The sequence below is a fragment of the Ruegeria atlantica genome (genome assembly GCF_013033965.1).
GTDB classification, from domain to species: Bacteria; Pseudomonadota; Alphaproteobacteria; order Rhodobacterales; family Rhodobacteraceae; genus Ruegeria; species Ruegeria atlantica_D.
In genome coordinates, this window is sequence record NZ_WQFE01000004.1 from 186660 (window position 1) to 212490 (window position 25831).

27 protein-coding genes are annotated in these 25831 nt (G+C 58.8%); 11 read left to right on the forward strand and 16 right to left on the reverse strand.

All coding sequences use genetic code 11. The annotated features are described in order from the left end of the window. Positions 1–14 precede the first annotated feature (14 nt). Both GOW16_RS09700 and GOW16_RS09705 read right to left on the reverse strand, forming a co-directional pair. Positions 15–899: a fatty acid desaturase gene (locus GOW16_RS09700; RefSeq protein ID WP_170413905.1), complete on the reverse strand. Its 885-nt coding sequence runs from the start codon at positions 897–899 to the stop codon at positions 15–17. Further along, entirely contained in the window at positions 892–1095 is a 204-nt protein-coding gene (locus GOW16_RS09705; RefSeq protein WP_170413908.1) for a DUF2061 domain-containing protein, read from the reverse strand. The genes GOW16_RS09700 and GOW16_RS09705 overlap by 8 nt, the downstream gene beginning before the upstream one ends. A 107-nt stretch (positions 1096–1202) precedes the next feature. Here GOW16_RS09705 and GOW16_RS09710 point away from each other — a divergent pair, with 107 nt between their 5' ends. Both GOW16_RS09710 and GOW16_RS09715 read left to right on the forward strand, forming a co-directional pair. Then, entirely contained in the window at positions 1203–2066 is an 864-nt protein-coding gene (locus GOW16_RS09710) for a helix-turn-helix domain-containing protein (RefSeq protein ID WP_170413911.1), read from the forward strand. 94 nt (positions 2067–2160) lie between these two features. Then, positions 2161–2343: a hypothetical protein gene (locus GOW16_RS09715; protein WP_170413914.1), complete on the forward strand. Its 183-nt coding sequence runs from the start codon at positions 2161–2163 to the stop codon at positions 2341–2343. Here the strand turns inward: GOW16_RS09715 and GOW16_RS09720 are convergent. From GOW16_RS09720 to GOW16_RS09735, 4 genes are all read right to left on the reverse strand, one after another. Further along, positions 2340–3101, reverse strand: a complete 762-nt coding sequence (locus tag GOW16_RS09720) for an SDR family oxidoreductase (protein WP_170413917.1) — start codon at positions 3099–3101, stop codon at positions 2340–2342. The genes GOW16_RS09715 and GOW16_RS09720 overlap by 4 nt on opposite strands. Next, the gene (locus tag GOW16_RS09725) at positions 3098–4564 is read right to left on the reverse strand and encodes a carnitine 3-dehydrogenase (RefSeq protein WP_170413920.1); all 1467 of its coding nucleotides are present in this window, start codon (positions 4562–4564) and stop codon (positions 3098–3100) included. Before GOW16_RS09725 ends, GOW16_RS09720 begins: the two co-directional genes overlap by 4 nt. 8 nt (positions 4565–4572) lie before the next feature. Further along, a complete protein-coding gene (locus GOW16_RS09730; RefSeq protein WP_170413923.1) occupies positions 4573–4902 on the reverse strand; it encodes a hypothetical protein in 330 nt (109 codons plus the stop codon). Positions 4903–4965: 63 nt separating this feature from the next. After that, entirely contained in the window at positions 4966–5880 is a 915-nt protein-coding gene (locus GOW16_RS09735) for a 3-keto-5-aminohexanoate cleavage protein (RefSeq protein WP_170413926.1), read from the reverse strand. Between the two features lie 133 nt (positions 5881–6013). Between GOW16_RS09735 and GOW16_RS09740 the strand changes: the two genes are divergently transcribed. Continuing rightward, the gene (locus tag GOW16_RS09740; protein WP_170413928.1) at positions 6014–7000 is read left to right on the forward strand and encodes a GlxA family transcriptional regulator; all 987 of its coding nucleotides are present in this window, start codon (positions 6014–6016) and stop codon (positions 6998–7000) included. A gap of 69 nt (positions 7001–7069) precedes the next feature. Here GOW16_RS09740 and GOW16_RS09745 read toward each other — a convergent pair whose 3' ends face one another. Next, positions 7070–8116, reverse strand: a complete 1047-nt coding sequence (locus GOW16_RS09745; protein ID WP_170413931.1) for an aldo/keto reductase — start codon at positions 8114–8116, stop codon at positions 7070–7072. Positions 8117–8528: 412 nt separating this feature from the next. Between GOW16_RS09745 and GOW16_RS09750 the strand changes: the two genes are divergently transcribed. Further along, on the forward strand, positions 8529–9473 hold the full coding sequence (locus GOW16_RS09750; RefSeq protein ID WP_170413934.1) for an ornithine cyclodeaminase family protein: 945 nt from the start codon (positions 8529–8531) through the stop codon (positions 9471–9473). A 126-nt stretch (positions 9474–9599) separates the two neighbouring features. On the opposite strand, the gene GOW16_RS09755 is transcribed toward GOW16_RS09750, so the two are convergent. After that, positions 9600–10058: a DNA polymerase III subunit chi gene (locus tag GOW16_RS09755; RefSeq protein WP_170413937.1), complete on the reverse strand. Its 459-nt coding sequence runs from the start codon at positions 10056–10058 to the stop codon at positions 9600–9602. Between the two features lie 4 nt (positions 10059–10062). Then, positions 10063–11529, reverse strand: a complete 1467-nt coding sequence (locus tag GOW16_RS09760; protein ID WP_170413940.1) for a leucyl aminopeptidase — start codon at positions 11527–11529, stop codon at positions 10063–10065. 240 nt (positions 11530–11769) lie between these two features. On the opposite strand from GOW16_RS09760, the gene lptG reads away from it, so the two are divergent. From lptG to rsmA, 5 genes are all read left to right on the forward strand, one after another. After that, on the forward strand, positions 11770–12870 hold the full coding sequence (lptG, locus tag GOW16_RS09765) for an LPS export ABC transporter permease LptG (protein ID WP_170413943.1): 1101 nt from the start codon (positions 11770–11772) through the stop codon (positions 12868–12870). Continuing rightward, positions 12870–15032, forward strand: a complete 2163-nt coding sequence (locus tag GOW16_RS09770; protein WP_170413947.1) for an LPS-assembly protein LptD — start codon at positions 12870–12872, stop codon at positions 15030–15032. The genes lptG and GOW16_RS09770 overlap by 1 nt, the downstream gene beginning before the upstream one ends. Then, on the forward strand, positions 15023–16276 hold the full coding sequence (locus GOW16_RS09775) for a peptidylprolyl isomerase (RefSeq protein ID WP_170413951.1): 1254 nt from the start codon (positions 15023–15025) through the stop codon (positions 16274–16276). The genes GOW16_RS09770 and GOW16_RS09775 overlap by 10 nt, the downstream gene beginning before the upstream one ends. After that, complete coding sequence (pdxA, locus tag GOW16_RS09780; protein WP_170413954.1) at positions 16273–17238, forward strand: 4-hydroxythreonine-4-phosphate dehydrogenase PdxA; 966 nt, start codon at positions 16273–16275, stop codon at positions 17236–17238. The genes GOW16_RS09775 and pdxA overlap by 4 nt, the downstream gene beginning before the upstream one ends. A gap of 84 nt (positions 17239–17322) precedes the next feature. Continuing rightward, the gene (rsmA, locus tag GOW16_RS09785; protein WP_170413957.1) at positions 17323–18165 is read left to right on the forward strand and encodes a 16S rRNA (adenine(1518)-N(6)/adenine(1519)-N(6))-dimethyltransferase RsmA; all 843 of its coding nucleotides are present in this window, start codon (positions 17323–17325) and stop codon (positions 18163–18165) included. A 59-nt stretch (positions 18166–18224) separates the two neighbouring features. Here the strand turns inward: rsmA and GOW16_RS09790 are convergent, their stop codons facing one another. From GOW16_RS09790 to prfA, 3 genes are all read right to left on the reverse strand, one after another. Further along, on the reverse strand, positions 18225–18815 hold the full coding sequence (locus tag GOW16_RS09790) for a DUF4167 domain-containing protein (RefSeq protein ID WP_170413960.1): 591 nt from the start codon (positions 18813–18815) through the stop codon (positions 18225–18227). 237 nt (positions 18816–19052) lie between these two features. Continuing rightward, positions 19053–19898 (reverse strand): peptide chain release factor N(5)-glutamine methyltransferase, encoded by an 846-nt coding sequence (gene prmC, locus GOW16_RS09795; protein WP_170413963.1) that lies wholly within the window; start codon positions 19896–19898, stop codon positions 19053–19055. Next, on the reverse strand, positions 19895–20950 hold the full coding sequence (gene prfA, locus GOW16_RS09800) for a peptide chain release factor 1 (RefSeq protein ID WP_170414645.1): 1056 nt from the start codon (positions 20948–20950) through the stop codon (positions 19895–19897). The genes prmC and prfA overlap by 4 nt, the downstream gene beginning before the upstream one ends. A 63-nt stretch (positions 20951–21013) precedes the next feature. On the opposite strand from prfA, the gene GOW16_RS09805 reads away from it, so the two are divergent. After that, a complete protein-coding gene (locus tag GOW16_RS09805) occupies positions 21014–21301 on the forward strand; it encodes a hypothetical protein (RefSeq protein WP_170413966.1) in 288 nt (95 codons plus the stop codon). Here GOW16_RS09805 and GOW16_RS09810 read toward each other — a convergent pair. From GOW16_RS09810 to GOW16_RS09825, 4 genes are all read right to left on the reverse strand, one after another. Further along, the gene (locus GOW16_RS09810) at positions 21242–21640 is read right to left on the reverse strand and encodes a DUF1499 domain-containing protein (RefSeq protein ID WP_368039882.1); all 399 of its coding nucleotides are present in this window, start codon (positions 21638–21640) and stop codon (positions 21242–21244) included. The genes GOW16_RS09805 and GOW16_RS09810 overlap by 60 nt on opposite strands. A 72-nt stretch (positions 21641–21712) precedes the next feature. Further along, positions 21713–22660, reverse strand: coding sequence for an agmatinase (speB, locus tag GOW16_RS09815; RefSeq protein WP_170413972.1), 948 nt, complete (start codon positions 22658–22660; stop codon positions 21713–21715). A 62-nt stretch (positions 22661–22722) separates the two neighbouring features. After that, a complete protein-coding gene (speB, locus tag GOW16_RS09820; protein WP_170413975.1) occupies positions 22723–23691 on the reverse strand; it encodes an agmatinase in 969 nt (322 codons plus the stop codon). Between the two features lie 13 nt (positions 23692–23704). Further along, positions 23705–24868, reverse strand: coding sequence for a M20 aminoacylase family protein (locus GOW16_RS09825; protein ID WP_170413978.1), 1164 nt, complete (start codon positions 24866–24868; stop codon positions 23705–23707). 66 nt (positions 24869–24934) lie between these two features. Here GOW16_RS09825 and mazG point away from each other — a divergent pair, with 66 nt between their 5' ends. Then, positions 24935–25792: a nucleoside triphosphate pyrophosphohydrolase gene (gene mazG, locus GOW16_RS09830; protein WP_170414648.1), complete on the forward strand. Its 858-nt coding sequence runs from the start codon at positions 24935–24937 to the stop codon at positions 25790–25792. Positions 25793–25831 lie beyond the last annotated feature (39 nt).

Sequence of the window (25831 nt, forward strand, 5' to 3'; positions counted from 1 at the left end):
CTTGTGTCGGCAAATCAGCCCTTTGGCCAGAGCGGATGCGCCACCGGGTCCTTCGCGCGCCAGAAATATTCCCGGAAAATCTGCGCATAGGACCGATAAACATAGGCCTCGTTACTGGCTAGATAGCGGTTTTTTCCGGCACGGTACAGCGCGGGCAACCGGTACCATGGCGCGCCCGGATTCATGTGATGAACGACGTGCAGGTTGTTGTTCAAAAACAGAAAAGCCAACAAACCACGATCTTCGACAATAACCGTTCGGGCGCTGGAGTTTTCGTGTGCCCGATGCTCGAGAAACGTCCGGATTTTAACCAACCCCAACCCGAGATAAGCGGACAAAACAAAGGCCCAGACAGGCATGGGAGACTGAGCTACCACCCACAAAACAGCGGCTACTCCGATCAGATGCAGCCCCCATGCCACCAATATGGCTTTGTCTCCGCGTTTGGCACCGCGCAACTCATCCCGAAAGAATGTGAACTGGCCAATCGCCGGGCCGATCACCATGCGCCCAAGCAGAGTATTATTCGCCCTCAGCAGCCGTTTTTGCCAGCCTTTGAGAGTGTTCCATACCTTCGGGTCCAGATAGTTCGACTCGGGGTCGTCATAGGGGTCGGTCAGTGTCGAATCCCTGTGATGCGCCAGATGCAGGTCGCGGAACCGGTTGTACGGAATGAACAATGTCAGAGGCAAGGCCATCAGCGCTTCGTTCAGCCAACGCGTGCGAAACGGATGCCCGTGCAGTGCCTCGTGAGTCAGTGATGAGTGCAGAGCAGCGACCAACCCCATGGCGGGAATGGTCAGCCAGACCGGCAATGTGAAGATCACCAGCAGCCACGCTGCATAGCAGGCTACGATCAGGGCGAATGTGCCCCACTCTGGTCCCGGACGCTCAGACATTCCGGCCCCACGTGATACCGGCCCACACGCGTTCATAAATCACGTACATCGTCAGACCGATACCCGTGTTTACAATCGCCAGCGTCCCACCGACAGCTGCCGAGCCTGTTGCGACCAGACCAACCAAGGTCATCATGACCAGGCCCATCGCATTCCACACCACAGCTTTCACGACCGATCTTCGTCGCGTTTCCATTCCGTCACCCATATTATTGTTATACTTTAAGAATTACGGATCACAGGCGGGATTGAAAATTCTGAATATGATTAACAAAACTCATCATACGTGATATTTATCATCACATGCAGGATAAGATCGACAAAAGAGACCGAGCTGCGCAGTTTCGGCTTCGCCTTGCCCGCGCCATGGAAGAACGGCACATGAGCCAAAGCGCGCTGGCGCGGGATATTGGCGTCGACCGCTCGACCGTCTCTCAGCTTTTGACCGGTGAAGGAGCGCGGCTGCCGAATGCGCATGTGGTGGGCAGCTGCGCCTCGGCGCTTGGGGTTTCGGCGGATTGGTTGCTTAGCCTGTCTGATCGACCCGAAAGCGCAGCCGAGCTTTTGGCCAGCTCACTGAGCATGACCAAGGCCCCGCGCGCACTGGTCGACGAACGCATTTTCGAATGGCACAAAGAGGCGGCGGGCTACAAGGTTCGCTATGTGCCGGCCACCCTGCCCGACATGCTGAAAACGCGGGCGGTTCTGGAGTGGGAATACGCACCACATCTGGGCCGAACGGCAGATCAGGCCATCGGTGCCTCAGCGGACCGCCTGACATGGATGCGCAGCGCGCAATCCGATTATGAAATCGCCATGCCGCTGTATGAAATCGACAGTTTTGCCCGCGCGACCGGGTATTATGAGGGGTTATGCCCTAATATCAGGGTAGACCAGATTGATCACTTGCTGGAGCTGAGCGACCAGCTGTACCCCCGCATGCGCATTTATCTGTTTGACGCCAAGAGACTCTATTCCGCGCCTGTCACGATCTTCGGTCCGCTGCTGTGCGTATTTTACGCAGGCAGCCACTATATGGCCTTTCGAGACCGCGACAGAATTGAAACTTTTACCCGTCATTTCGATACCTTGGTGCGCGAAGCGGATGTAACGGCGCGAGATTTTCCCGAGCATCTCAGGCAGTTGCGGTCAACGATTTCCGCCTGATAGCGGTCCCATGGATGCGCAAGCCGTCAACCTGTGATATCGTCACTTGGCGCGAACCTTCGAGCGATCCGATCACAGACGGAGGACCATAGGAATGGACGCACTAAAGACCGCTCAATATGCACGGGCGCTTTATACGGCCCACGGAGATCAGGCCGAGGCCGAAGCGGCGCAGAAAATGCGCGAATGCAAGGCAGCCGGGAATATGCAGCAAGCACGTGACTGGCAGGCAGTCCGGCAGAGCATCCGCCAGATTCGCGGCCCCAATCAGGGTTAGACCTTTGGGTCGGGGTTGACCGTATGCCCGTCGACGGCAATCACTTGCCCCGACACCAATCGGGCTGCATCCGATGCAAGGAATACAGCCATATTGGCAATGTCGTGACCTTCGACAAATCGGCCCATTGAGGTGCCCGAGGCGTATCCCTCATAAACCTGATCCCGTGTCATACCCTTGGCATCAGCCTCGCGTTGCAGCACGCCTTCCATCCGGGGGCCTTCTACTGCACCGGGGCAAATGACATTGCAGCGTACACCATGCGCACCAAGCTCCATCGCCAGCGTCTTGGCCAGACCGATCATCCCCCACTTCGCTGCGGCATAGGGAGCCCGGTTAGGATAGCCGTATTGGCCAGCCGTCGAAGACGTAATGATCACTGCCCCGCTGCCTTGCCGCTTCAGGATTGGCGCCGCGTATTTGGAGCACAGAAACGCACCTTCCAGATTCACAGCAAGACATTGTCTCCAATCCTCAAGGGCCACGTCCTCGACCAATGCCGTGGGGCCAGCGATGCCGGCATTGGCACACAAGGCGTCTAATCCGCCCCATGTCGCTTCGATATCCTTGAAAAGTGCAGCCACGGCGTCTTCGTCTGCGACATTCACCTTGGACCCTTGCCAATGGGATGGGCAGTCGGACAGGGCTTTGGGATCAACATCAGCCACCCAGACCTGCGCCCCGGCTGCATCAAAAGCCTCGGCCATGGCACGGCCAACGCCCGAGGCGCCAGCCGTGATCAGAACGCGCCCGCTCATGCCGGTTTGCGGATCGCAGCACCCGCACCTTCCGGATAGGGCAAACTCGCCTGAGCTTCGGAAATCCGGGCCATTGCGGCCTCGATCTCAGCCGAAGGCGCACTTGGACGGCGGTCTTCCAGGCTGACATGCAGCATGAAGCTTTCGCCAGTGGCCAGCAGCTTTTCGCCCTCGTACATGCTGTGGAAAACGTGCAGTTTCTTGCCCTGCCCCAACAGCATCTGTGTGCGCACTTCGATCTTCGCGCCCGCATGCACTTCGTCGACATACCGAATGTGATTTTCAGCGGTGAAGTAACTGCCGCCAGAGGCGATGTAGTCCGCATCACAACCAATGAATTCCATGAAACGATCATTTGCGGCCGAGAAAGCCTCGAGGTAGTTCGCTTCGTTCATGTGACCGTTGTAGTCGGTCCAATCCAGCGGCACAGCGCGGGCCAGAGTCAGGATCGGTTGGCTGAGATCCGCCTGATCCAGCGTCGGCAGCGCGTGGGGTTTCAGCATCGCATCGTGCTGGTTCAAAACGGCACCGGCCCCATAGTTTTGCGCCTTCAGCGCGCGCATCATACCCACAAGGTTATTGTCGCGAATGCGTTCCAATTCGCGGATCGAATGCATACCAGACTGCGCATCCGACTGATCGGCGATCATGTCCACCAACTCATCCGTGAACTCCGGCACGTCCATCAGCTTGGTCCATGGCCATTTTAGTGCCGGACCGAACTGTGCCATGAAGTGCCGCATACCGGCCTCACCACCAGCCACTCGGTAGGTTTCGAACAGCCCCATCTGCGCCCAACGGATGCCAAAGCCCATGCGGATCGCTTCGTCGATCTCTTCGGTGGTGGCGATACCGTCTTTGACCAGCCACAGCGCCTCGCGCCACACGGCCTCAAGAAACCGGTCGGCAATATGCGCATCAATCTCTTTTTTGACGTGCAGCGGGAAGAACCCGACTGATTTCAACAGCTCTTGCGCCCGCTCAACCATCTCGGGTGCGTTCTTTTCAGTCGGAACCAGCTCGATCAGAGGCAGCAGGTAGACTGGGTTGAACGGGTGCGTCACCACGATCTGTTCGGGACGAAGAGCGCCCTCCTGCAGTTCGGACGGCTTGAACCCGCTGGTCGAAGAGCCGATGATCGCTTCCGGATCACAAGCCTCCTGCAAGCCTTTGTAAACCTTCAGCTTCAGGTCCAGCCGTTCGGGCACGCTTTCCTGAATCCAGGAGGCCCCTTGTACAGCGTCTACCATCTCATCATGGAAGGTCAGCATGCCCTCAGCTGGCAATGGCACATCACTCAGCCCCGGCAGAGACCGCCGTGCATTGTCAAGAACCTCGCCAATCTTACGCTCAGCCTCTGGGTCCGGATCGAACACCCGGACATCCCAGCCGTTAAGCAGAAACCGGGCAGCCCATCCGCCGCCGATTACACCACCACCAATGATAGCTGCTGTTTTTGTCATATCTTTTCCTAGTCGATACAGATCACCAGCTCGCGCCCCGTCTCATCCAGATGCGGAGTGCATCCGAACTGCGGCGTGACCGCGCTGCACTGTTTGGTCTCGGACAGGCAAAAGCCGTCACAGTCCGAACCTGTTTCACAGGTCTTGCCCGCATCTGCCAAAGGCAGGATGCACACATACTGTTGGGCTTTGCCCGCAACCTCGTAAGTTCCGCCCTTGGCCTCGCAAGCCTGCGTTTCATTCTGTGCAGGTTCAGCCTCCGCCTTGTCATCCGTTGGAAGGCAAGCCGCCAGAAATCCTGCTCCGACAAGCGCCAAACACCGCGACATCACTTTCATGAGTTATTCCTTCAGTTGATGCCCCGGTGTCTTGGCTTTGCGAAACCTCTAGAAGGGGGTGTTTCAGGCCTTCGGCGCCCGCTTCACCAGCCCCAGCTTCTCGCGCACTTCCTGCGCTCCGATCACGCGCGCACCCATGTTCGAAACGATGGTGTTGGCGCGTTCAACCAGCTGCCAGTTTTCCGCCAGAACGCCTTTGTCCAACCACAGGTTGTCTTCGAGCCCGACACGCACATTACCGCCAGCCAGAACCGATGCCGATGCATAGGCCATCTGGTTTCGTCCCAGCGCAAAGGCGCTGAATGTCCAGTCATCCGGGACATTGTTGACCATGGCCATAAAGGTATTCAGATCATCCGGCGCACCCCAAGGCACGCCCATGCACAACTGAACCAGAGCCGGACTATCCAGAATGCCGTCCTTCACCAGTTGCTTGGCATACCACAGATGACCGGTGTCAAAGGCTTCGATCTCGGGCTTCACACCCAGATGCGTCATCATCCGACCCATCGCCTGCAGCATGCCCGGCGTGTTGGTCATGACGTAATCGGCTTCGGCAAAGTTCATTGTGCCGCAGTCCAAGGTGCAGATCTCGGGCAGACACTCGGCCACATGCTCGACCCGCGCGGCTGCGCCGATCATGTCGGTACCTTCCTCGTTCAACGGCAAAGGAGCCTCTGTGGGGCCAAAGATCATGTCTCCGCCCATACCAGCAGTGAGGTTCAGAACGACGTCCACCTCGGCCTCGCGAATGCGGTCGGTCACCTCGCGGTACAGGTCCAACCGGCGGCTGGGCGCGCCGGTTTCGGGATCGCGTACGTGGCAATGCACGATGGCCGCACCAGCTTTGGCCGCCGCGATCGCGCTTTCAGCAATCTGCTTCGGTGAACGTGGTACATGCGGGCTTCGATCCTGCGTTCCGCCCGAGCCGGTGACAGCACAGGTGATGAAGACTTCGCGGTTCATTTCCAGTGGCATGGTGTTTTCCCCAACTTATACCCGGTTTCGCCCTGAGTTATCCTCAGGCTTCTCCCCGGATTCCGATTTGCGTTCATCCCCGACTCTGGCGCAGCCTTGGGCAAACAACTTGCCAGAATGCGAATCGAACTTGATGAAATCCGCAAAAAACATATTGCAGCCCGAACATCGCGCCCTGAAAACGGCCGTGCTGGTTCTGGATGAATGCAACACGCTCAGCTTTGCCTCGGCCGTTGATCCGATGCGCGCCGCCAACCGTCTGGCAGACCGCCCGGCCTTTGACTGGGATTATGTGACGGCCACTACCGAACCAGCGATGCTGACCAGCGCTCTTAACGTTCCGGGCATCCCGCTGACACGGCTGCAGAGTTGCGACCTGATGATCGTGATTGCCGGGTTCCAACTGGCCCGTCACGCCACACCCAGCTTGCTGGCGGGTCTGCGCCGCATTGCCGGTACAGGAGCCACCATGGCCGGGATCGACGGCGGCCCCTGGCTGTTGGCCGAAGCCGGCTTGCTGAACGGCCATTCGGCCACGACGCACTGGGAAGACCTGGATAACTTCGCGACCCGTTTCCCCGAAGTTGACGTTCGCCCTGACCGGTTCACCGTTTCCGGCAACCGCCTGACCTCCGGCGGCGCGATCCCGGCGGTCGAGATGATGCTGCACATCATCGCCGCGCGCCACGGCGCAGGTTTTGCCGCCCGCGTGTCCGGCCTGTTCCTTTACGAAGGCGCACCTGAACCGTCAAAGCCACAAAGCCGTACAGGCGCACCGCACCGCCATACGGCCCTGACAGCAAAGGCAAACTCGCTGATGGAAAGGTCACTGGAGGACCCTCTGCCATTGGCCGACATCGCCGATACCTTGGGCACCAGCCCCCGCACCTTGCAGCAACAGTTCCGTCTGCGACTGAATACGACGCCACAGGACCACTATCTGCAACTGCGCCTGGCCGAAGCCCGCCGTCTGGTCACCGACACGGACATGCCGCTGATGGACGTGGCACTCGCCACAGGATTTGCCTCGCAATCCAGCTTTGCCCGTGCCTTTCGGACCGCCCATGGTCAGTCGGCCAGAGACCTGCGTCAGGACCGGATCCAGCCTACCCATCACTGACCGGATCCACTTCATCTGGCCAAAAATATCCTGGGGGAGTCGCGCAATGCGCGGCGGGGGCAGAGCCCCCTAGAATGGCATCGGATGCGCGCGATGCGCCGCGCTGATGTCCTTCAGGACGTCAGCCCCCAATTGCAGGTCCTTGCCGTCCAGAATATGCGCCAGCTGCGAAACTGTGGTCGCGCCAAAAATAGCGGACATCATGAACGGCCGTGTCCGGCACCACGCCAGCGCCATATGCACAGGATCCAGGCCGTGCCGCCGCGCGACTTCCAGATAGGCATCGACGGCCCCAAACACACGGTCATACTTGCGCCCGCCCATGGTTGGGACCAGATCCATGCGCGAGCCCCTGGGCACCGCGCCGTCCTGATATTTGCCAGTCAGAAACCCTGCCCCAAGCGGAGAAAATGCCATCAGGCCAACATCCTCGTGCACGCTTAACTCGGACATGTCGGTGTCAAAATGTCGGCAAAGCAGGGAATACTCATTCTGAACCGAAGCGACCCGAGGAGCACCCACTTGTTCGGCCAATCGAAGCCATTGCGCGGTGCCCCATGCGCTTTCATTCGACAGGCCAAATGCGCGGATATTGCCCTTGTCGACCTGCCTTTGCAGGGCTTCAAGGCACCCCTGCATATTCTCCAGCACCTCATCGGTGTTGTGACCGGATGGCGCATAATCCCAGTTCTGCCGAAACATGTAGCTGCCGCGATTGGGCCAGTGAAACTGATACAGATCGATGCAGTCCGTCTGCAACCGGCGCAGAGACCCTTCGATCGCTTCGGGGATCGTTTGCGCAGAAATTGGTGCCCCATCGCGGGCATGTGCGAATCCGGCACCGGAATGCTTGGTCGCCAGAATGTACTCTGCCCGCCGTGCGGGATTCACCGCGTTCCAGTTGCCCAGAATTTCTTCGGTCCGCCCAACTGTCTCTTTCGAGACAGGGTTCACCGGGTACATTTCGGCTGCATCAACGAAGTTGAGCCCGGCCTCCAGCGCCATATCGATCTGCGTATGAGCATCCGCCTCAGAGGTCTGCGTGCCGAAAGTCATGGTGCCAAGGCACAAATCCGTCACCTCGATACCGGTACGTCCCAATGGGTTCTTTTTCATCCTGAATTCCCTCCGCTCGCAACGGTGCGCACCCTAAAGCAGCGAACAGTCAGAGCAAGGGCGAAGGCGATCAATTCAAGTGCAACAGGGATACAGTTTTGCGTAGGGCTAATCCCAAGAGTGGAGAAATGTCAGCCGTATCCCACGGTACTGTATGCCACCATGATACGGGTATTCTCGCAGTTGTTTTCGAAGATAGACACATTTCCAATGGCCGGTGTACGGGCTTGTCTGTCATTCGGTTCAGACCGCTTTTTCACCGCGGCGAGGCCACGTTTTGTTGAAGTGCTTTAGACAGATAGATTTACTATTTCAGCAACACTGCACTTGAGAACAAAACCTGACGGGAACAAGTTATCCAAGACAACGCCCGCAGTCAGAAAGCCAGATTGCAAAGCGGAGAGGCGCCGACATGACTTCTGAAAGCAATCTAACTTATCTCTCCGACGAGGATTTGGAAGGTTTAGGCATTCAGCCTTCTGAAGTTGCCGACGCAATCGAATCTGCCCTGATAGCCAAGGCAGGCGGACAGCTTCATACATCTCCTAAGACTGCTATTTTGCCCGGGGATGGACGATACGCAATGTCCACCTTGGCGGTGGGAACTGATGGGTTCATCGTGACCAAACAAGTCACGGTGTGCCCAAACAATCCGTCAAAGGGACTCCCTGCGATTAACGGCGCAATCATGGTCATGGACGGGCAAACCGGGATTCTCCGAGCGGTCCTGGATGCGAACTGGGTTACGGCTGTCAGAACAGCGGCACTGTCCATGGTGGCGGCGCGGCGACTTGCTGACCCTAAAGCCGAGACGATGGCTTTTGTTGGTGCCGGCGTGCAAGCTCACTCCCATTTGGCTGCTTTTTCGGAAATTTTTCCCTTAAAGAGCATTCGTGTGTTCGGACGTGGCAAGGCGAATGCCGACAAGCTTTGTCGCCGTGCTCGGGACATGGGCCTCAAGGCCGAAATGGCCGCCAATGCCAAGGACGCCTTGCGTGATGCTGATCTGGTGGTGACATCAATAACATTGGACTACTCCATCGAACCGTTTCTGGACGCCCGATGGCTAAAACCGACTGCCTTCGCCGCCATTACAGATGCCTGCATTCCATGGTTTCCAGAGGGCATGACCGCTTTTGAAACTATTATTGTTGACGACCGAACACAGGAACTTGAAAGCGACAAGCCAATGCTGCCTTATCGGCAAGTAACCGGCGACCTGATGGAAATTGTCTCGGGAGAAGTCGATACCACTGTATGCGAGAAACCGGCCGCTTTCGCGTTCAGAGGGATTTCTCTGGGAGATTACGCCACAGCGGTCCTCGCGGTTCGTCGGGCTGCCGAGAAGCGAAGGTAGTGGGGCAGAAAATAGCTGGCCGTTCTGAAAGCTTTGTTAACTGCTTCGGGCTCAAAACGGTCATATAGGCCTCGTCAGTCATACACTCGCGCGCAATTGATCAGTGTGCGGTCGGCGGATTGTGCCTCAGGCCTCGGCCTTTTTTTCCCAGCGTCCGGATTCCTCGGACCAGTATTGGGCGGAACATCCCGCGCCCGTCAGAGCTTTCCACTGTCCCCGCGCGTGCTGAACGGCGTGGCTGTCATTGCCGTCGAACAGGATGCAGACACGATCCAGCTTCTTGATCTCATCAGGGTCGACCGGCGCGCCGTCCACCGCCATGACACAGGACGGGTCATTGGCGGCCTGCGCCTCGGTCGTCAGCAGGATCGGCTGCGCAGAATCGTGCGGGCCGCCTGCTCGACCATGTGGCAGGAATCCATCTTCGGGTCCCAACCACAGTTTTTCGTCAAGCCAGTCCATCCGTGCGGGATCAGTGCCCCGCACGGCAATCTTCCACCCGGCCTGCCGCGCCTTGTCCAGTAGCACCGGCAAGGTGTGCTCAAGTGGTTGGCGGGTCAGGTGATAGAAATAGACGGCTCCCATCAGCTTACTCGAAATTGTCCTGCACAAAGCGGCTAAGCGCGCGAACGCCCCAGCCGGTCGCGCCTTTGGGGGCGTAGGACGTCTCGGATGAAACCGAAGCCACACCGGCGATATCCAGGTGAATCCACGGCGTTTCTTCTTTGACAAAACGTTGCAGGAATTGCGCGGCTGTGATTGACCCAGCAGGGCGGCCGCCAACGTTCTTCATGTCGGCAATCCGCGATTTCAACTGCTTATCATAGGCTTCGCCCAAAGGCATCCGCCACGCGCCTTCATCCTCGGCACCCGCCGCTTTCAGGAATGCATTGCAGAATGTGTCATTGTTCGAAAAGACGCCAGCGTTCTCATGGCCCAGCCCGATAATTATCGCACCTGTCAGGGTGGCCAGATCGACCATGCCGACCGGTTGGAACCGTTCCTGCGCGTACCACATCACGTCGCACAGAACCAAACGGCCTTCCGCGTCGGTGTTGATGATTTCGACCGTGTCGCCCTTCATGGATTTGACCACGTCGCCTGGCCGGGTTGCATTGCCCGAAGGCATGTTCTCGACCAGACCAACCAGACCGACAACATTCGCCTTGGCCTTACGTTTGGCCAGTGCGCGCATGGTGCCCGCAACGACACCTGCGCCGCCCATGTCCATGGTCATATCTTCCATACCGCCCGCCGGTTTCAGCGAGATGCCGCCTGTGTCGAACACGACACCTTTGCCGACCAGAGCCAGCGGCGCGTCATCCTTGTCGCCGCCGTTCCACTGCATCACCACTACCTTCGACGGGCTGACAGATCCCTGCCCGACGCTCAGCAGCGTGCGCATGCCAAGTTCGGCCAGTTTGTCCTCTTCCAGCACTTCGACCTCAAGCCCCAGTGCCTCCATCTCAGCAAGACGATCGGCGAATTCAGTGGTGGTCAGAACATTGGCGGGCTCGTTGGTCAGGTCGCGTGTCATGCGCACACCATCCGCCACGGCATAGAGCGGTGCAAAGGCGGCCTCGATCTCATCGGCCTTCTGGTGGCTGATCATGACCGAACCGGCTTCATCCGACTCCTTGGTCTTGTGCGCGTCAAAATCATAGCTGCGCAGCGCGATGCCCATGGCCAGATCCTCGGCCTTGACCTGATTGCCAGCCATGACCAGCAGATCCTTGCTGCCCGCCAGCTTGGCCAGCGCGGCACCGGCTTTGCGGGCCTCGACCGGATCGGGACGGCGCGGCAGAACCAGAACATCCAGTGCTTCGGCCGCCATGCCACCTGGCCACGCCAATGAGATCACGTCGCCGGTCTTCACCTTTTCGAACCGCTCACTTTCGACCAGCCTCGCAACAGCACCGCGGGTCAGGCGGTTGGCGCGACGAGCAGCTGGGTTCATCTTGCCATCAGACGGGATGATAATGGCCACGCGCCCTTCGGCCTGCGCCATCGCATCCATGTCTGTGTCTTGGAATTGGATCGGTACAAGACTGCTCATTGCAAACTCCTCAAAATCAGTTCCCCAAGACCTAGCCCGCGCCGCGCGGCTTGACCAGATAGCAGTTTTCCCCGGACGGCAATTGCATTAAAGTCCCGGAAAAAATCCGACAGGCTCGGGGGAGAAGGTTTTGGCAAGACAGAGCAGGCATAGGCCGTCGCGCACAATGGCGTGCCGCGGTGATTCTGGTCTGTACGCGACCATAGGCTGTTTACGCGCCTTATCGGCGGGAGTTCATACGTGATCCTCGACCGTTATTTCGCCCGCCGTTTCATTCAAAGTTTCCTGGTCATCGGCAGTATCTTTTTGACGCTGATGATTCTGATCGACCTGATCGAACAGGTGCGCCGTTTTGACGAGGCAAATCTGTCTTTTGGTCAGCTGTTACAGTTAACGCTGTTGAATACACCTGCCGCGATCAGCGAAATGCTGCCTTTGTTGGTCATATTGTCCACGATCGCGCTGTTTATCGGGCTGGCCCGCAGCTCGGAATTGGTTGTGACCCGCGCCACCGGTCGCTCGGGTATCCGCGCCTTGTTGGCCCCGGTTGTGATCGCCCTGATCATCGGCGCAATGGCGGTTGGCATGCTGAACCCCATCGCGGCCGCCACGTCGGAAGAATACAAGCGGCTTGCCGAATCCTACAAGAACAACGGCGGATCAACTCTGTCGATCAGCGCAGAGGGCCTGTGGCTGCGGCAGGGCTCGGCCAATGGCCAATCGGTGATTCACGCCAGGGACACGTCGAATGGAGATACGTTCACGCTTAATCAAGTGACGATCATTACCTTCGCTCCGGACGGTACGCCGACCCAACAGATCGTGGCCGACCAGGCGGATCTTGAGAATGGCACTTGGATTCTGACCAATGCCAAGATCTGGTCGCTGGAAGGCGGTGTTAACCCGGAAACCCACGCCACTGAACACGCCCGGCTCGAGGTTCCCACCTCGCTGACACGCCAGCGCATTCTGGACACGCTGGGCGAACAGGATTCCGTATCGGTCTATGACCTGCCGGAACTGATCCGAGACCTGCGCGAGGCCGGATTTTCGACCAAACAATATGAAGTTTGGTTGCAGGTACAACTGGCGCGCCCGTTATTCCTGATGTCGATGGTTCTGATTGGTGCGGCCTTCACCATGCGCCATGTCCGGTTCGGCGGCACCGGGATCGCCGTGCTGACAGCCGTTCTGCTGGGCTTTGGCATCTACTTCATTCGTAACTTTGCCCAAATTCTGGGGGAAAACGGTCAATTGCCTATCTTAGTCGCGGCCTGGGCCCCGCCCTTCGCAGCCATTCTTCTGTCCCTTGGCCTATTGCTGCATGCGGAGGACGGCTGATGCGGCTTATTGCCAGTTTGTTGCTGTCCGGTGCGGTTGCTCTGGCCTTGCCCGCGGGCGTGGCGGCGCAATCTCAATCTGCTGCCGGCGCTGCTCAGGGCACCGTGCAAGAGGATCAACCCGCCCTGCTGGTGGCCGACCGGATATTTATCACGCCCGAACGCAATCTGGTGGCCGAAGGGAATGTCGAAGCCTTCCAGGGCGACACAAAGGTCACGGCCACGCGGATCACCTATGACCGCGAAACCGGCAATTTGTCGTTAGAAGGGCCAGTGCGCATTGATCAGGGCGGCGCGACAACGTTGCTGGCTGATTCCGCCGAGCTGGATGACGGGATCATGAACGGTCTGTTGATCGGGGCCCGCATGGTATTCGATCAGCAGGTTCAGATCGCCTCGGTCCAGGCGGCACGCGCAGGGGGGCGTTATACGCAGTTCAGCAAAGTGTCGGCCACGTCCTGCCACGTCTGCGCCAATGGCAAGCCGCCCCTGTGGCAGATTCGCGCGCGCAAGGTCACGCATGACCAGTTGGAACGCCAACTGTATTTCGAAGGGGCACAGTTCCGGATACTGGATGTTCCGGTCTTCTATTTTCCGTACCTACGCCTGCCTGACCCTACACTGGATCGAGCGACGGGTTTCCTCGTGCCATCAATCCGCACCACATCGCAGTTGGGAACCGGCGTGCAGGTGCCGTATTTCTTTAAGCTGGGCGACCACAAGGACCTGACGCTAACCCCGTATGTCTCGTCAAAAACGCGAACGTTGGGGTATCGCTACCGTCAGGCATTCAAACGAGGCCGGATCGAGCTGAACGGTGCTTTCACCCGCGACGATCTGCAACTGAACCAGGATCGGGGCTATTTGTTTGCCAATGGTTACTTCAACCTAAACAACGACTTCCGCCTTCTGTTTGACCTGAAAACTACATCGGATAACGCCTATCTCGCAGATTATGGCCTACCCGATTTTGACCGGCTGCGCAGTGAAATCGCCCTTGAACGGATCAAACGCGACACCGCTTTCCGCACCAGTTTCATCCACTACAAATCCCTGCGCGACAGCGAAAACGAGGAGGTGATCCCATCCCGGGTGTTCGACCTCTTTTTTCAGAAACGCTATTTCCCAACCTCGGTCGGCGGTGAAGTTCGCCTAGGTTTCGTGGGCCACAATCACACGCGAACCAGCGATCAGGATATCGTCGGCCGTGACGTTGCACGCGTGACATTTGATGCCGAATGGCTCCGCAGTTGGATATTCGCGTCTGGTCTTAGGGCGGACGCCCAGATTGGGACGTCGATTGATACGTTCAACATTCGGGATGACAGCCAATTCCCCGATCGGGTGACCCGGGCCACACCGCGCGCGGCGCTGACCTTGCGCTATCCGATGACCCGACGAGAGAAATCCGGCGCGACTCAAGTGCTTGAGCCCATCGCGCAGATCGGTTGGACGAATGTAACAGATCAGGACGTTCCCAATGACGAAAGCACCTTTCAGGAGTTCGATCAGGGGAACCTGTTGGCCCTGTCCCGCTTTCCGGCCCCGGATCGACGCGAAGATGGTACAACGGCGGTATTCGGGGTCAATTGGGCGCGCTATGGGGCAAATGGCTGGCGTGCGCTTGCCACGGTCGGACAAGTGTTCCGCGCCACCGCTGACCCAAACTTCAACCTGACGTCCGGCCTTCAGGGCACCGCGTCCGACGTATTGCTGGCCGGTCAATTGCAAACCGCAAATGGTTGGTCCCTGGCAGGGCGCGGCCTGTTGAACGGTGATTTCAGTTTCGCCAAGGCCGAGGTGCGCGCAGGCTGGAACAAGCCGAATGTCGGCATCACCGGCAGTTATGTCTGGCAAGAACCGGATCCGGCGGAAAACGCCGAGGATGAGATCTCTGAGATTCGGCTGGATGGGCGCTACCGCGTGGATCAGAATTGGCTTACGCAGGCAATAGCCCGCTATGACCTCAGCGAGTCCGAACCGATCCGATATGGGCTGGGCGTTACGTATCAGAATGAGTGTGTGAAGGTTAACATGACCGTCAGCAGACGATTTACATCGTCATCAAGTATTGAGCCTTCGACGGAATTCGGGTTTACCGTTGCCCTGACAGGTTACTCCATCGAGGGTGGCGGCCAACAGTACAAGAGAAGATGCAGTTGATTTCAGGTTTCTCGCGATTCATCCGTTCCGGTTGGCTAAAGCCGGTTGTCCCGGTACTGGCTGCCGCCTTGCTGGCCCTGTCCGCTGATCACAGCCGGGCTCAGAGCCTGTTTTCGCCTGCGATCAAGGTCAATCAGGACATTGTCACCTGGTACGAACTTCAGCAACGTCAACAATTCCTGACCGTTCTCGGGGCACCCGGTGCCACCGAAGAGGAAGTCCGCGACGCGCTGATCGAGGAACGGCTGCGCAAACAGGCCATGCGCGAAGCAGGCATCGAGGTAGCACCAGAAGATATTCAGGTAGGCATTGATGAGTTTGCGGCCCGCGGTCGTCTTTCAACCGAAGAGTTCCTGCAATTGCTGGGCGAATCCGGCGTATCCCCGGAAACCGTGCGGGATTTCGTCGCCGATCAACTATCCTGGCGCGACTACGTCAGTGCGCGTTTTCTGTCGCAAGCCAGACCGAGCGAGGACGAGATCAACCGAGCTATGGGACAGGCTGGCAGTGGCGGCCTTCAGGTTCTGATGTCGGAAATCATCATTCCTGTCACACCACAGACCGTTGCCCAGGCCGAATTGCTGGCCGAAGAGATTACGCAGCTTGAAGGCTTCGATGCGTTTTCTTCTGCCGCGACTCAGTATTCCGCGGCAGGTACACGCAACGACGGCGGGCGACTGGACTGGCTGAACCTGACGGATCTGCCTCCGGCGTTGCAGCCGGTGATATTGGGCCTGAGAACAGGTGACATAACGCAGCCTTTGTCGTTGCCCAATGCGATCGCCCTGTTCCAGCTGCGCGGCCTGCGGGAAACGACCACCAGCGCGCCGCGTTACTCCAAAATCGACTACGCGATTTACAACATGGCTGGCGGCCGCAGTGCCGAAACCCTGGCCCGGGCCGCCCAGCTGCGTGAACAGGTTGATACCTGCGACGACCTCTATGGTATTGCCAAAGACCAACCGGCCGAGGTCCTGCAACGTGTAGAAGCCAGCCCGTCGGAAATACCGCGTGACGTAGCCATTGAACTTTCCAAACTGGATCTGAACGAAGTTTCGACGACGCTGACCGGAAACAATGGCCAGACCCTGAAGTTCCTGATGCTGTGCACTCGCACATTGGACCGGGGCGAAGACACAACGCGTGTAGATGTGGCCAACGCGCTGACGCAACAGCGTCTACAGGCCTTCGCTGAAAGTCTGATTGAACAGCTCCGCGCCGACGCAACGATCATCGAGCAATGAATGCGCCCATCGCGCTCAGCTGTGGCGACCCGGCGGGCGTAGGTCCCGAAATCGCGGCCAAAGCCTGGTCAGAACTGCGCGAGAGCTGTCCTTTTTTTTACATCGGGGATTCGGCACATCTGCCTTCAGACGTCCCGACACAGCGGATCAAAGATCCGGCGCAGGTCAACGGTATCTGCGCGAACTCCCTGCCCGTTCTGCAGCTGGAATTCCCCTCCAGCAACATGCCAGGCCAACCTGACCCGGCCAACGCGCCCAGTGTAATCGACGCCATCGAAACTGGTGTTTCGCTCGTGCAATCCGGCGCAGCATCGGCCTTGTGCACCGCTCCGATCCACAAGAAAGCCCTGATCGACGGGGCCGGATTCGCCTATCCCGGCCACACCGAATTTCTGGCCGCTCTGGCGGGTCGGAAACGCGTCGTGATGATGCTGGCCAGCGATCAATTGCGCGTGGTGCCAGCAACGATCCACATCCCTTTGTCGCGAGTCCCGTCAGAACTCACGCCAGACCTGTTACGCGAAACCATCGCCATTACAGCCGACGGCCTGCGCAAACAGTTCGGCATCCCCCATCCCCGCATCGCTGTTGCAGGCCTCAACCCTCATGCCGGTGAAGGCGGTAAAATGGGCCATGAAGAGCTGGACTGGATCGCGCCGCTGATCGCGGGTTTGGACGGGACGGATTACTCTGTCACCGGTCCATATCCGGCAGACACGCTGTTCCACGCCGCCGCCCGCGCCCGCTATGACGCAGCCATCGCAATGTACCACGATCAGGCACTGATTCCGATCAAGACGCTCGATTTCGACCGGGGCGTGAACGTGACCCTCGGCCTGCCTTTCATCCGGACTTCACCAGATCACGGCACGGCACTGGACATCGCCGGAAAAGGTATTGCGAATCCGACGAGCCTGATCGAAGCGCTTAAACTGGCCCAGCGGATGGCACAAAGCGCTTGAACCTTCACCTGGCTGAAAATATCTCCGCCGGAGGCAAAAAATCACTGGCGTTCCCCCCCGGACACGCGCCACGGTAATCAGATCATGAGCGCAATCGACACCCTCCCTCCACTACGCGAGGTTATCGCGACACATCAGCTCTCTGCGCGTAAATCGCTGGGACAGAATTTTCTGCTGGACCTCAACCTGACAGCCAAGATTGCGCGGCAGGCGGGCGATCTGACGGAATGTGACGTGCTGGAAATCGGCCCCGGCCCCGGCGGTCTGACCCGAGGCCTTTTGTCCGAAGGCGCGCGCAAAGTCGTCGCGGTTGAAAAAGACACCCGCTGCATTGCCGCCCTGAACGACATCGCAGCGGCGTATCCCGGACGACTTGAGGTCATCAACGGCGACGCATTGGAAATCGACCCACTGGCCTATCTGACGCCGCCGATCCGAATTGCAGCCAACCTGCCATACAACGTCGGCACCGAACTGCTGGTGCGCTGGTTGACCCCGCCAGAATGGCCGCCTTTCTGGCAAAGCCTGACGCTGATGTTCCAACGCGAAGTCGCCGAACGCATCGTGGCCCAGCCCGGAAGCAAAGCCTATGGCCGCCTTGCGATCCTTACCCAATGGCGCGCCGAGGCGCGCATTGCAATGTCCCTGCCACCCGGAGCGTTCACCCCGCCACCGAAGGTCTCAAGTGCTGTAGTTCACCTCACAGCCCTGCCCGAGCCGCGCTATCCGGCGAATGCCCGGGTTCTGTCGCGGGTCGTGGCCGCGGCCTTTAACCAGCGCCGCAAGATGCTGCGCGCATCGCTCAAGGGCGTCACACCAGATATCGAAGACCGGCTGCTGGCCGCGGGGATTCAACCGACGGAACGCGCGGAGCAAGTCCCGCTTGAGGCTTTCTGTGCCTTGGCGCGGGAAGTTCAAAAAAGCTGACCCAAAAACTGAAAAAGCCCCGGAGTAACTTCCGGGGCTTTTGAATTCTGAGGCAGGAATTACTCCGCCGCTTCTGGTGCATCGCCGTTGCCGGTCGGCGCGTCTTCGGCGGCCTCGGGTGCAGCTTTAGGCTTGCGCGTGCGCGGACGGCGTGGCGCTTTTTCCTTTTTTGCAGGCGCTTCAGCAGCAGGCGCAGCATCCTGGCTTTCCGGGGTCTCAACCAAACCGGATTCCGGGGCGGCTGCTTCGGGTGAGAAGTCCATCACGTCCGGCTGCGGCGCTTCGGCCGGGTCCGACTGGCGGGCAGCAGCTTCGCGTTCCTGGCGTTCGGCACGTTCGCGATCGCGTTCAGCCTGACGTTCGCGGTTCTGGCGCTCTTGCTCTTCGCGGCGTGCTTCCATCTCGCGCTGCGCTTCGCTCAGCAGGCGCAGATAGTGTTCTGCGTGCTGCTGAAAGTTCTCGGCGGCCACACGGTCATTGGACAGCTGAGCGTCGCGCGCCAACTGGTTGTATTTGTCGATAATCTGCTGGGGCGTACCGCGCACCTTGCCTTCTGGACCCGAGCTGTCAAAAACCCGGTTTACGACATTGCCCCCAGAGGGACGGTTGCGGTTGTTCTTTGCCCGAGAGCGGGATTTGGAAGATCTCATCTACTTTACGTCAGCCTTGTCATTCACTGTCGATCAACTCGCATCCTGCACTGCTCAAACGCTTAGCTGTGACGCGATGTCGACTATTTTGGGCTTGGCGTCCGGGGCCCGCTGAGACAGCGTCAGCCCTCCGACTGTTGTTGAGTAAACACGTCCTGTGCGTACAGACAAGGGGGTTGTCCAAAATTTCGCAGCTTTTTTACATCAATCGGCGTATTTCGGCCTCAGCTTGACGCGTTATCGCGGCATTCTGGCGAAAACGACGCGATCACGGCCATCCAGATCGGGAATGATCCGTGTGGCGGTCAAACCCGCCGACTCGAACAAAGCTGCGACGCTGTGTCCCTGCGTTGGCCCGATTTCCACCAGCAGACGACCGCCCGGCAGCAGAAAATCCGGTGCGCCCGCAGCAATGCGGCGATAAGCACCAAGCCCGTCTCCCTCGTCTGTCAGCGCCATACGCGGTTCATGCACACGCACTTCTGGTGAAAGGTCGCCCATTTCCGACAAAGAAATATAGGGTGGGTTCGAAACGATCAGGTCGAACTGACCGTCTATATTCTGAAACCAATCGGACTGCAGAATTTCCACCCGGCTCTGGACCTGATGCTGCACTGCATTTGCGCTGGCTTGCAGGCAGGCAGCCTCGCTCAGGTCCGCGCCCACGCCCGAAGCGCTGGCCCGTTCGGCCAGCAACGTGATCAGGATACATCCTGACCCGATCCCCAGATCCAACACATGATCGAACGGTTCACTTAGCGCAGCTTCGATCAGCGCTTCGGTTTCCGGACGTGGGTCCAGCACGTCTCGACTGACACGGAACCGCCGGCCATAAAATTCGCGCTCACCCAACAGATGCGACACCGGCACACGCACCGCACGCAACGAGATCAACTGATCGTAGCGTTCTGCAATCTCTGGTGACAGCTCTTCAGGGGCGATCAAAGTAACCCGGCTGGCTTCAATCCGTGCCGCATGGGCCAGCAGAACCCGCGCGTCACGCGCCGGGTCGGCCACGCCAGCCGCCCGCAGTCGCGCTGTGGCCGCGACCATTGCCTGCGCTGCTGTCAGCGCCGCAATCATTGCGCCATATCCGCCAGCAGCCGCGCCTGATCATCCGCGGTCAACGCATCGATCACCTCATCCAGATCGCCTTGCATCACCTGATCCAGCTTGTATAGCGTCAGGTTGATGCGGTGGTCTGTCATGCGGCCTTGCGGGAAATTGTAGGTTCTGATCCGCTCGGACCGATCCCCCGACCCCACCTGGCTAGCCCGGTCCGCTGAGCGTTCACTGTCGATCCGCTGGCGCTCCTGGTCATAAAGCCGGGTTTTGAGCACTTGCATCGCGATCTCGCGATTGCGGTGCTGTGATTTCTCCGAGCTCGTCACTACGATCCCGGTTGGCAGGTGCGTGATCCGCACCGCCGAGTCGGTTGTGTTCACGTGCTGACCACCGGCGCCCGAGCTGCGCATGGTGTCGATGCGGATATCATTTGAGTCAATCTGGATGTCAACGTCCTCGGCCTCGGGCAAAACCGCGACCGTCGCGGCCGAGGTGTGAATGCGTCCGCCGCTTTCAGTCTCAGGCACACGCTGCACCCGGTGTACACCGGATTCGTATTTCATCCGCGCAAAAACATTCTCGCCCTTGATATGGGCCACGACCTCTTTGATCCCGCCCAGATCCGAGGCCTGTTCTTCGATGATCTCAAACTGCCATCCCCGCGCTTCGGCATAGCGCTGGTACATGCGCAGCAGGTCGCCCGCGAACAAAGCGGCCTCATCCCCGCCGGTTCCGGGGCGAATTTCCAGCATCGCCGGACGCGCATCCGCCGCATCACGAGGCAACAGCGCAAGCTGCAAGGCGTGCTCGGCTTCGGGGATACGGGTTTGCAGGGCCGGGATTTCCTCTTCGGCCAGCTCTTTCATGTCGGGATCGGCCAGCATCGCCTCGGCCTCGGCCAAATCGGCCACCAGCTGTCGCCACGCCACGATCTGATCCACGACCGGTTTGAGGTCGGAATACTCTTTGGCCAAAGCAGCGATGTCCCCACCCGAGGCACCATCTGCCATGGCCGCTTCGAGGTACTGGAATCGCTGGGCTATCTGTTCAAGGCGTTCTTCGGGGATCATCCCGGCGGTGTCTATCAATCCGGGGCTTTGGTCAAGGCCCGTCCGTATGCTAAGCTACTGCACATGAAACGGTTGATACTGGTTTTAACACTGTTCGTAACGCCCGCTCTAGCCGATGTGGTTGGCCCCGGCGGCAAGGTTCAGGACTGCTATTGCACCGACAAATCTGGCAGCCGCGTCGAACTAGGAGAGATGATCTGCCTGCAGGTCGACGGCCGCATGTTCATGGCGCAGTGCCAGATGTCGCTGAACGTACCGATGTGGCGCGAGGTGCAAGAAGGGTGTCTGTCTTCAGGGCTGCAACAGGGCAAGCCACTCATCAACACGAGCGCGGTTTACCCCAAAATCTGACCGGCCAAATCTGAGACGAGCATAGATGCGAAGCTTGTCTCCGTCCTGTTGCACTGTTGTGTAGTCCGGAAAGCCGATCACTTTCGTACGTGTGATGTAGGTGATCATTCCTTCTTCAATAGACCCGGCCAGAACTGATGTTCGGTCTGAAACGCGTGTGAACGCATCCAGCCGCAGCAGTCCATCCGGCCCCGTTTCGACCACGCGGACAACACCCCCGTCAAGATCACGGTCCTGATCACCTATCGGTGCCACATGCCATTTTGCCGGGTCTGATGGTGCAAAACGGATGTATGCTCCAAGCAAAATTACCAGAACAACAATCAGCCAAAGCACCATTTTATTCATCCCTGGACCAGCCCTTCCGCTGACCATATTCGGATCGCTTTGGCAGACAAGATGCGAACTCTTCTACCGTGACGTCACGCCCGGCAATATGCACAGCAGTTCAAACAGCAGGTTTGCTGCGGTCAGCGCCGTATTGCCGGACGGATCGTATGGCGGAGACACCTCGACCAGATCGCACCCGACCACATTCACACCTGCCAGCGCGTGGATCAGTTGCAGCGCCTGCGGCGTAGTCAGCCCTCCGATCTCGGGCGTGCCGGTGCCGGGGGCATATGCAGGGTCCAGACTATCAATGTCATAAGTGATGTAGACCGGATGATCTCCAATCGTTTTACGGATTTGCGAGCCGATCTCGGTCAAGTTCTGTTGCCACAGCTCCCATGCCGGGATTTGGCGAAAGCCCCAGTCCCGCGCCTCGGAGAAATCACTGGCCGCGTAGCCCGAACCGCGAATACCAATCTGGAATGTCTTGTCCGGGACAATCAGCCCTTCTTCGTAGGCGCGGCGAAAGACCGTGCCATGTGTCTCACGCTCGCCAAACATCTCGTCGTTCACGTCCGCATGGGCGTCCACATGAACCAATGCAACCGGACCGTGTTTCGCCGCAACGGCACGCAGAATGGGCAACGTAATCGAGTGATCGCCCCCCATCGCCACCGGAATCACAGCCTGATCAAGGATCGCGTCATAGCTTTCCTTGATGATCTTAAGGCTTTCGGCCAGCGAAAACGTATTGATCGCCAGATCGCCGATATCCGCAATCTGCAAGCTATCGAACGGAGCTGCGGAATTGGCCATGTTATAGGGCCGTATCATCGCGCTTTCGCTGCGGATCTGCTTGGGTCCAAACCGGGTGCCCGAGCGCCACGAGGTGCCGATATCCATCGGAATGCCCAGCACGGCCACGTCCAGACCGGCCAGCGTGTCTGCCTGCGGCAATCGCATGAATGTGTTCGGCCCGGAAAACCGCGCCAGATCGTTGCCGCTGATCGGTTGGTTAAAGTCTGTCATGCCCGTATTTCTCCCGTCCGGCTTTTGGTTAACCAGATACCGGAAAGATGGCTAACCAAAGGTTAATCCTGCACCAGCTTGTTCCACCCCAGCAGGCAGATGATCTGGGTCGCAACATGGGCGCCTGCAATGGCCGTCGCTCCGGACGTGTCATAGGGCGGAGATACCTCGACCACGTCCCCGCCTTTGATGTTAATCCCGGCAATATCGCGCAGGATGATCTGTGTCTGGATCGAAGTCAGACCACCCCAAACGGGTGTGCCGGTTCCGGGGGCAAAGGCCGGGTCCAGGCCGTCGATGTCAAAGCTCAGATAAACCGGGCTGTCGCCGAGGATGCCTTTGATCTTTTGCGCAACAGCGGCGGGACCGGATTCGTAGACCTCGCGGGCGTCGATGATGTTGACGCCCAGAGTGTCCTCGTTCGTGGTGCGGATACCGACCTGAACCGAGCGTTTCGGGTCCACGATCCCCGACTTCACTGCCTTATAGAACATGGTTCCGTGATCCACGCGGGACATATCATCGTCGGCCCACGTATCGGTATGCGCATCGAATTGCAGCAGAGACATCGGCCCGTATTTCTCGGCATAGGCTTTGAGGATCGGGAAGCTGATATAGTGATCGCCGCCCAGCGTGACTGAGGACACATCGGCGGCCAGAATGGTACGAATGTGTTCCGTAAGCGTATCCGGAAATGCAGGGATATTGGCATAGTCATAGGCCATATCGCCGTAATCCACGATGGCCAGTTCGCTGAGCGCATCGAAGGGCCAGCCGTAGGGTGCATCGGGCGATTGCAGTGCGCTGGCCTCCCGAATCGCGCGCGGACCAAGTCGGGTGCCGGGTCGGTTCGTCACGGCCTGATCAAAGGGCACACCGGTTACGGCGATATCTACTCCTTTCAGGTCCTTGGTATAGAGACGGCGCAGGAACGATGTCGCGCCGCCAAAGGTGTTTTCGTAGGACAGCCCCTTAAGATCAGGGTTGGTAAAGGCCTCATCTACCTGATTTTTTGCGTCTTCCAGTGCCATATCTTCCCCCCGATCAGCCCAGCGGCTGCGCCTTTTCGACGATCCGTGCGAAGAACGAAGCGCCAACCGGCGCGATCTCGTCGTTGAAGTTGTATTTTGGATGGTGCAGCCCGGCCCCCTCGCCCTGCCCCAGAAACAGATAAGCGCCGGGACGAGATTGCAGCATGTACGAGAAGTCCTCGGCCCCCATCTCACGCCCCATATTGCCGACCACACGCTCGGCCCCGGATACGTCACGCGCCACCTCAGCGGCGAAACCGGCCTTTTCGCCATCGTTGATCGTGGCCGGATAGTTCTTTTCATAGTCCAGCCGCGCCTCAACCCCGTAAGACGTCGCCTGCCCCTGCACGATCTGCTCCATCCGTTCGATCACCATCTGCTGAACGGTTGGATCGAAGGTCCGCACAGTGCCGTTGATAAAGGCCGTATCAGGGATCACGTTATTCACTGTCCCGGTGTGGATTTGCGTGACCGAGACGACCAGATCGTCCAGCGCATAGTTGTTGCGGCTGACAATGGTCTGGATCGCCTGCGCGATGCCGCAGGCCGCCATCACCGGGTCGCGGGTTTCATGTGGCATGGCGCCATGGCCGCCTACGCCTTGAATGTGGATCTCAAACGTATCCACCGCCGCCATGATCGGCCCCGGAGTGGTGTGAAACGCGCCCACGGGCAGATTTGGCGCATTATGCAGAGCATAGACCTGAGAGATGTCGAACCGGTCCATGATGCCCTCTTCGACCATGACACCGGCACCACCGCCCTCTTCCTCGGCTGGCTGGAAGATCAGCGCAACACGACCGCGAAAGTTCCGCGTCTCGGCCAGATATCGTGCCGCGCCAAGCAGCATCGTGGTGTGCCCGTCATGGCCGCAGGCGTGCATTTTACCGGGTTTGGTCGAGGCGTACTCGACCCCCGTCTCTTCAGGGATCGGCAGCGCGTCCATGTCGGCGCGTAGACCTATCGTGGGGCCATCACCCTGCCCGTTGATGATCGCCACGATACCGGTCTGGGCAATCCCTTCGTGCAGTTCATCCACTCCGAACTCGCGCAAACGGTCCGCAACAAACGCCGCGGTTTCGTAGCATTCGAACTCCAGTTCGGGGATCGTGTGCAAATGCTGCCGCCATGCGGTCATATCGGCTGAATAATCGGCAATTCGGTTGACGACGGGCATCTGGGGTGGACTCCTGATCGGGACTGCGGAATGGATGCATCTGACACTGGAACGAAAGGGTTCGCAATGGCCGAAAATCCTCTGATCCACGACAGCGAAGCGGGTATCGAGCGTTTGTTGGAAATCATGCGCCGTCTGCGCGACCCGGAAACGGGGTGCCCGTGGGATATTGAACAGGATTTCGCCACCATAGCCCCCTACACGATCGAAGAGGCTTATGAGGTCGCTGACGCCATCGAACGCGAGGCGTATGATGAACTGAAAGGAGAGTTGGGCGATCTGTTGTTCCAGTCCGTCTTCCACGCGCAAATGGCCGAGGAAGCCGGGCATTTCACTTTTCAGGACGTGGTTCGGACCATGTCGGACAAAATGGTCACACGCCATCCGCATGTGTTCGGCGATGAATCCCGTGACAAGTCGGCGGATCAGCAGACGGTGGATTGGGAAACCATCAAGGCGGCAGAACGCGCGGGCAAGGAACAGAAGGGCGCGCTGGACGGAGTCGCAGCCAACCTGCCTGCCCTGCTGCGCGCGCATAAACTGCAAAAACGGGCCGCGCGAGTGGGGTTCGATTGGCCCGATGCCAGTCACGTGCTGGCCAAGATCACCGAAGAAGCCGCCGAGCTGGAAGAGGCCCGTGACAGCATGGACGCAGACGCGCTTGAGGATGAATTCGGCGATTTGCTATTTGTGATGGTCAATCTGGGCCGTCATCTGGGCATTGAGCCCGAGGCCGCCCTGCGCCGCACCAACGCCAAGTTTACAAGGCGTTTCGAGCAGGTCGAAGCGCGACTGGCTGACCGTGGCAGAACGCCGGTCCAAAGCGATCTGGCCGAGATGGACGCACTGTGGGACGAGGTCAAAATCGAAGAGCATCGTGCCAATGGCAAACTCCCGCCGTTGGATGCGACGACCGAGGCCTGAAACCGCTGGACAAGTGTGGTGACACTTGCGAGTGTCCGC

Bases quoted from the DNA above. Each gene is read 5' to 3' on its own strand.
- GOW16_RS09700 (WP_170413905.1), bottom strand. From the start codon at position 899: ATGTCTGAGCGTCCGGGACCAGAGTGGGGCACATTCGCCCTGATCGTA.
- GOW16_RS09705 (WP_170413908.1), bottom strand. From the start codon at position 1,095: ATGGAAACGCGACGAAGATCGGTCGTGAAAGCTGTGGTGTGGAATGCG.
- GOW16_RS09710 (WP_170413911.1), top strand. From the start codon at position 1,203: ATGCAGGATAAGATCGACAAAAGAGACCGAGCTGCGCAGTTTCGGCTT.
- GOW16_RS09715 (WP_170413914.1), top strand. From the start codon at position 2,161: ATGGACGCACTAAAGACCGCTCAATATGCACGGGCGCTTTATACGGCC.
- GOW16_RS09720 (WP_170413917.1), bottom strand. From the start codon at position 3,101: ATGAGCGGGCGCGTTCTGATCACGGCTGGCGCCTCGGGCGTTGGCCGT.
- GOW16_RS09725 (WP_170413920.1), bottom strand. From the start codon at position 4,564: ATGACAAAAACAGCAGCTATCATTGGTGGTGGTGTAATCGGCGGCGGA.
- GOW16_RS09730 (WP_170413923.1), bottom strand. From the start codon at position 4,902: ATGAAAGTGATGTCGCGGTGTTTGGCGCTTGTCGGAGCAGGATTTCTG.
- GOW16_RS09735 (WP_170413926.1), bottom strand. From the start codon at position 5,880: ATGCCACTGGAAATGAACCGCGAAGTCTTCATCACCTGTGCTGTCACC.
- GOW16_RS09740 (WP_170413928.1), top strand. From the start codon at position 6,014: ATGAAATCCGCAAAAAACATATTGCAGCCCGAACATCGCGCCCTGAAA.
- GOW16_RS09745 (WP_170413931.1), bottom strand. From the start codon at position 8,116: ATGAAAAAGAACCCATTGGGACGTACCGGTATCGAGGTGACGGATTTG.
- GOW16_RS09750 (WP_170413934.1), top strand. From the start codon at position 8,529: ATGACTTCTGAAAGCAATCTAACTTATCTCTCCGACGAGGATTTGGAA.
- GOW16_RS09755 (WP_170413937.1), bottom strand. From the start codon at position 10,058: ATGGGAGCCGTCTATTTCTATCACCTGACCCGCCAACCACTTGAGCAC.
- GOW16_RS09760 (WP_170413940.1), bottom strand. From the start codon at position 11,529: ATGAGCAGTCTTGTACCGATCCAATTCCAAGACACAGACATGGATGCG.
- GOW16_RS09770 (WP_170413947.1), top strand. From the start codon at position 12,870: ATGCGGCTTATTGCCAGTTTGTTGCTGTCCGGTGCGGTTGCTCTGGCC.
- GOW16_RS09775 (WP_170413951.1), top strand. From the start codon at position 15,023: ATGCAGTTGATTTCAGGTTTCTCGCGATTCATCCGTTCCGGTTGGCTA.
- pdxA (WP_170413954.1), top strand. From the start codon at position 16,273: ATGAATGCGCCCATCGCGCTCAGCTGTGGCGACCCGGCGGGCGTAGGT.
- rsmA (WP_170413957.1), top strand. From the start codon at position 17,323: ATGAGCGCAATCGACACCCTCCCTCCACTACGCGAGGTTATCGCGACA.
- GOW16_RS09790 (WP_170413960.1), bottom strand. From the start codon at position 18,815: ATGAGATCTTCCAAATCCCGCTCTCGGGCAAAGAACAACCGCAACCGT.
- prmC (WP_170413963.1), bottom strand. From the start codon at position 19,898: ATGATTGCGGCGCTGACAGCAGCGCAGGCAATGGTCGCGGCCACAGCG.
- prfA (WP_170414645.1), bottom strand. From the start codon at position 20,950: ATGATCCCCGAAGAACGCCTTGAACAGATAGCCCAGCGATTCCAGTAC.
- GOW16_RS09805 (WP_170413966.1), top strand. From the start codon at position 21,014: ATGAAACGGTTGATACTGGTTTTAACACTGTTCGTAACGCCCGCTCTA.
- GOW16_RS09810 (WP_368039882.1), bottom strand. From the start codon at position 21,640: ATGGTGCTTTGGCTGATTGTTGTTCTGGTAATTTTGCTTGGAGCATAC.
- speB (WP_170413972.1), bottom strand. From the start codon at position 22,660: ATGACAGACTTTAACCAACCGATCAGCGGCAACGATCTGGCGCGGTTT.
- speB (WP_170413975.1), bottom strand. From the start codon at position 23,691: ATGGCACTGGAAGACGCAAAAAATCAGGTAGATGAGGCCTTTACCAAC.
- GOW16_RS09825 (WP_170413978.1), bottom strand. From the start codon at position 24,868: ATGCCCGTCGTCAACCGAATTGCCGATTATTCAGCCGATATGACCGCA.
- mazG (WP_170414648.1), top strand. From the start codon at position 24,935: ATGGCCGAAAATCCTCTGATCCACGACAGCGAAGCGGGTATCGAGCGT.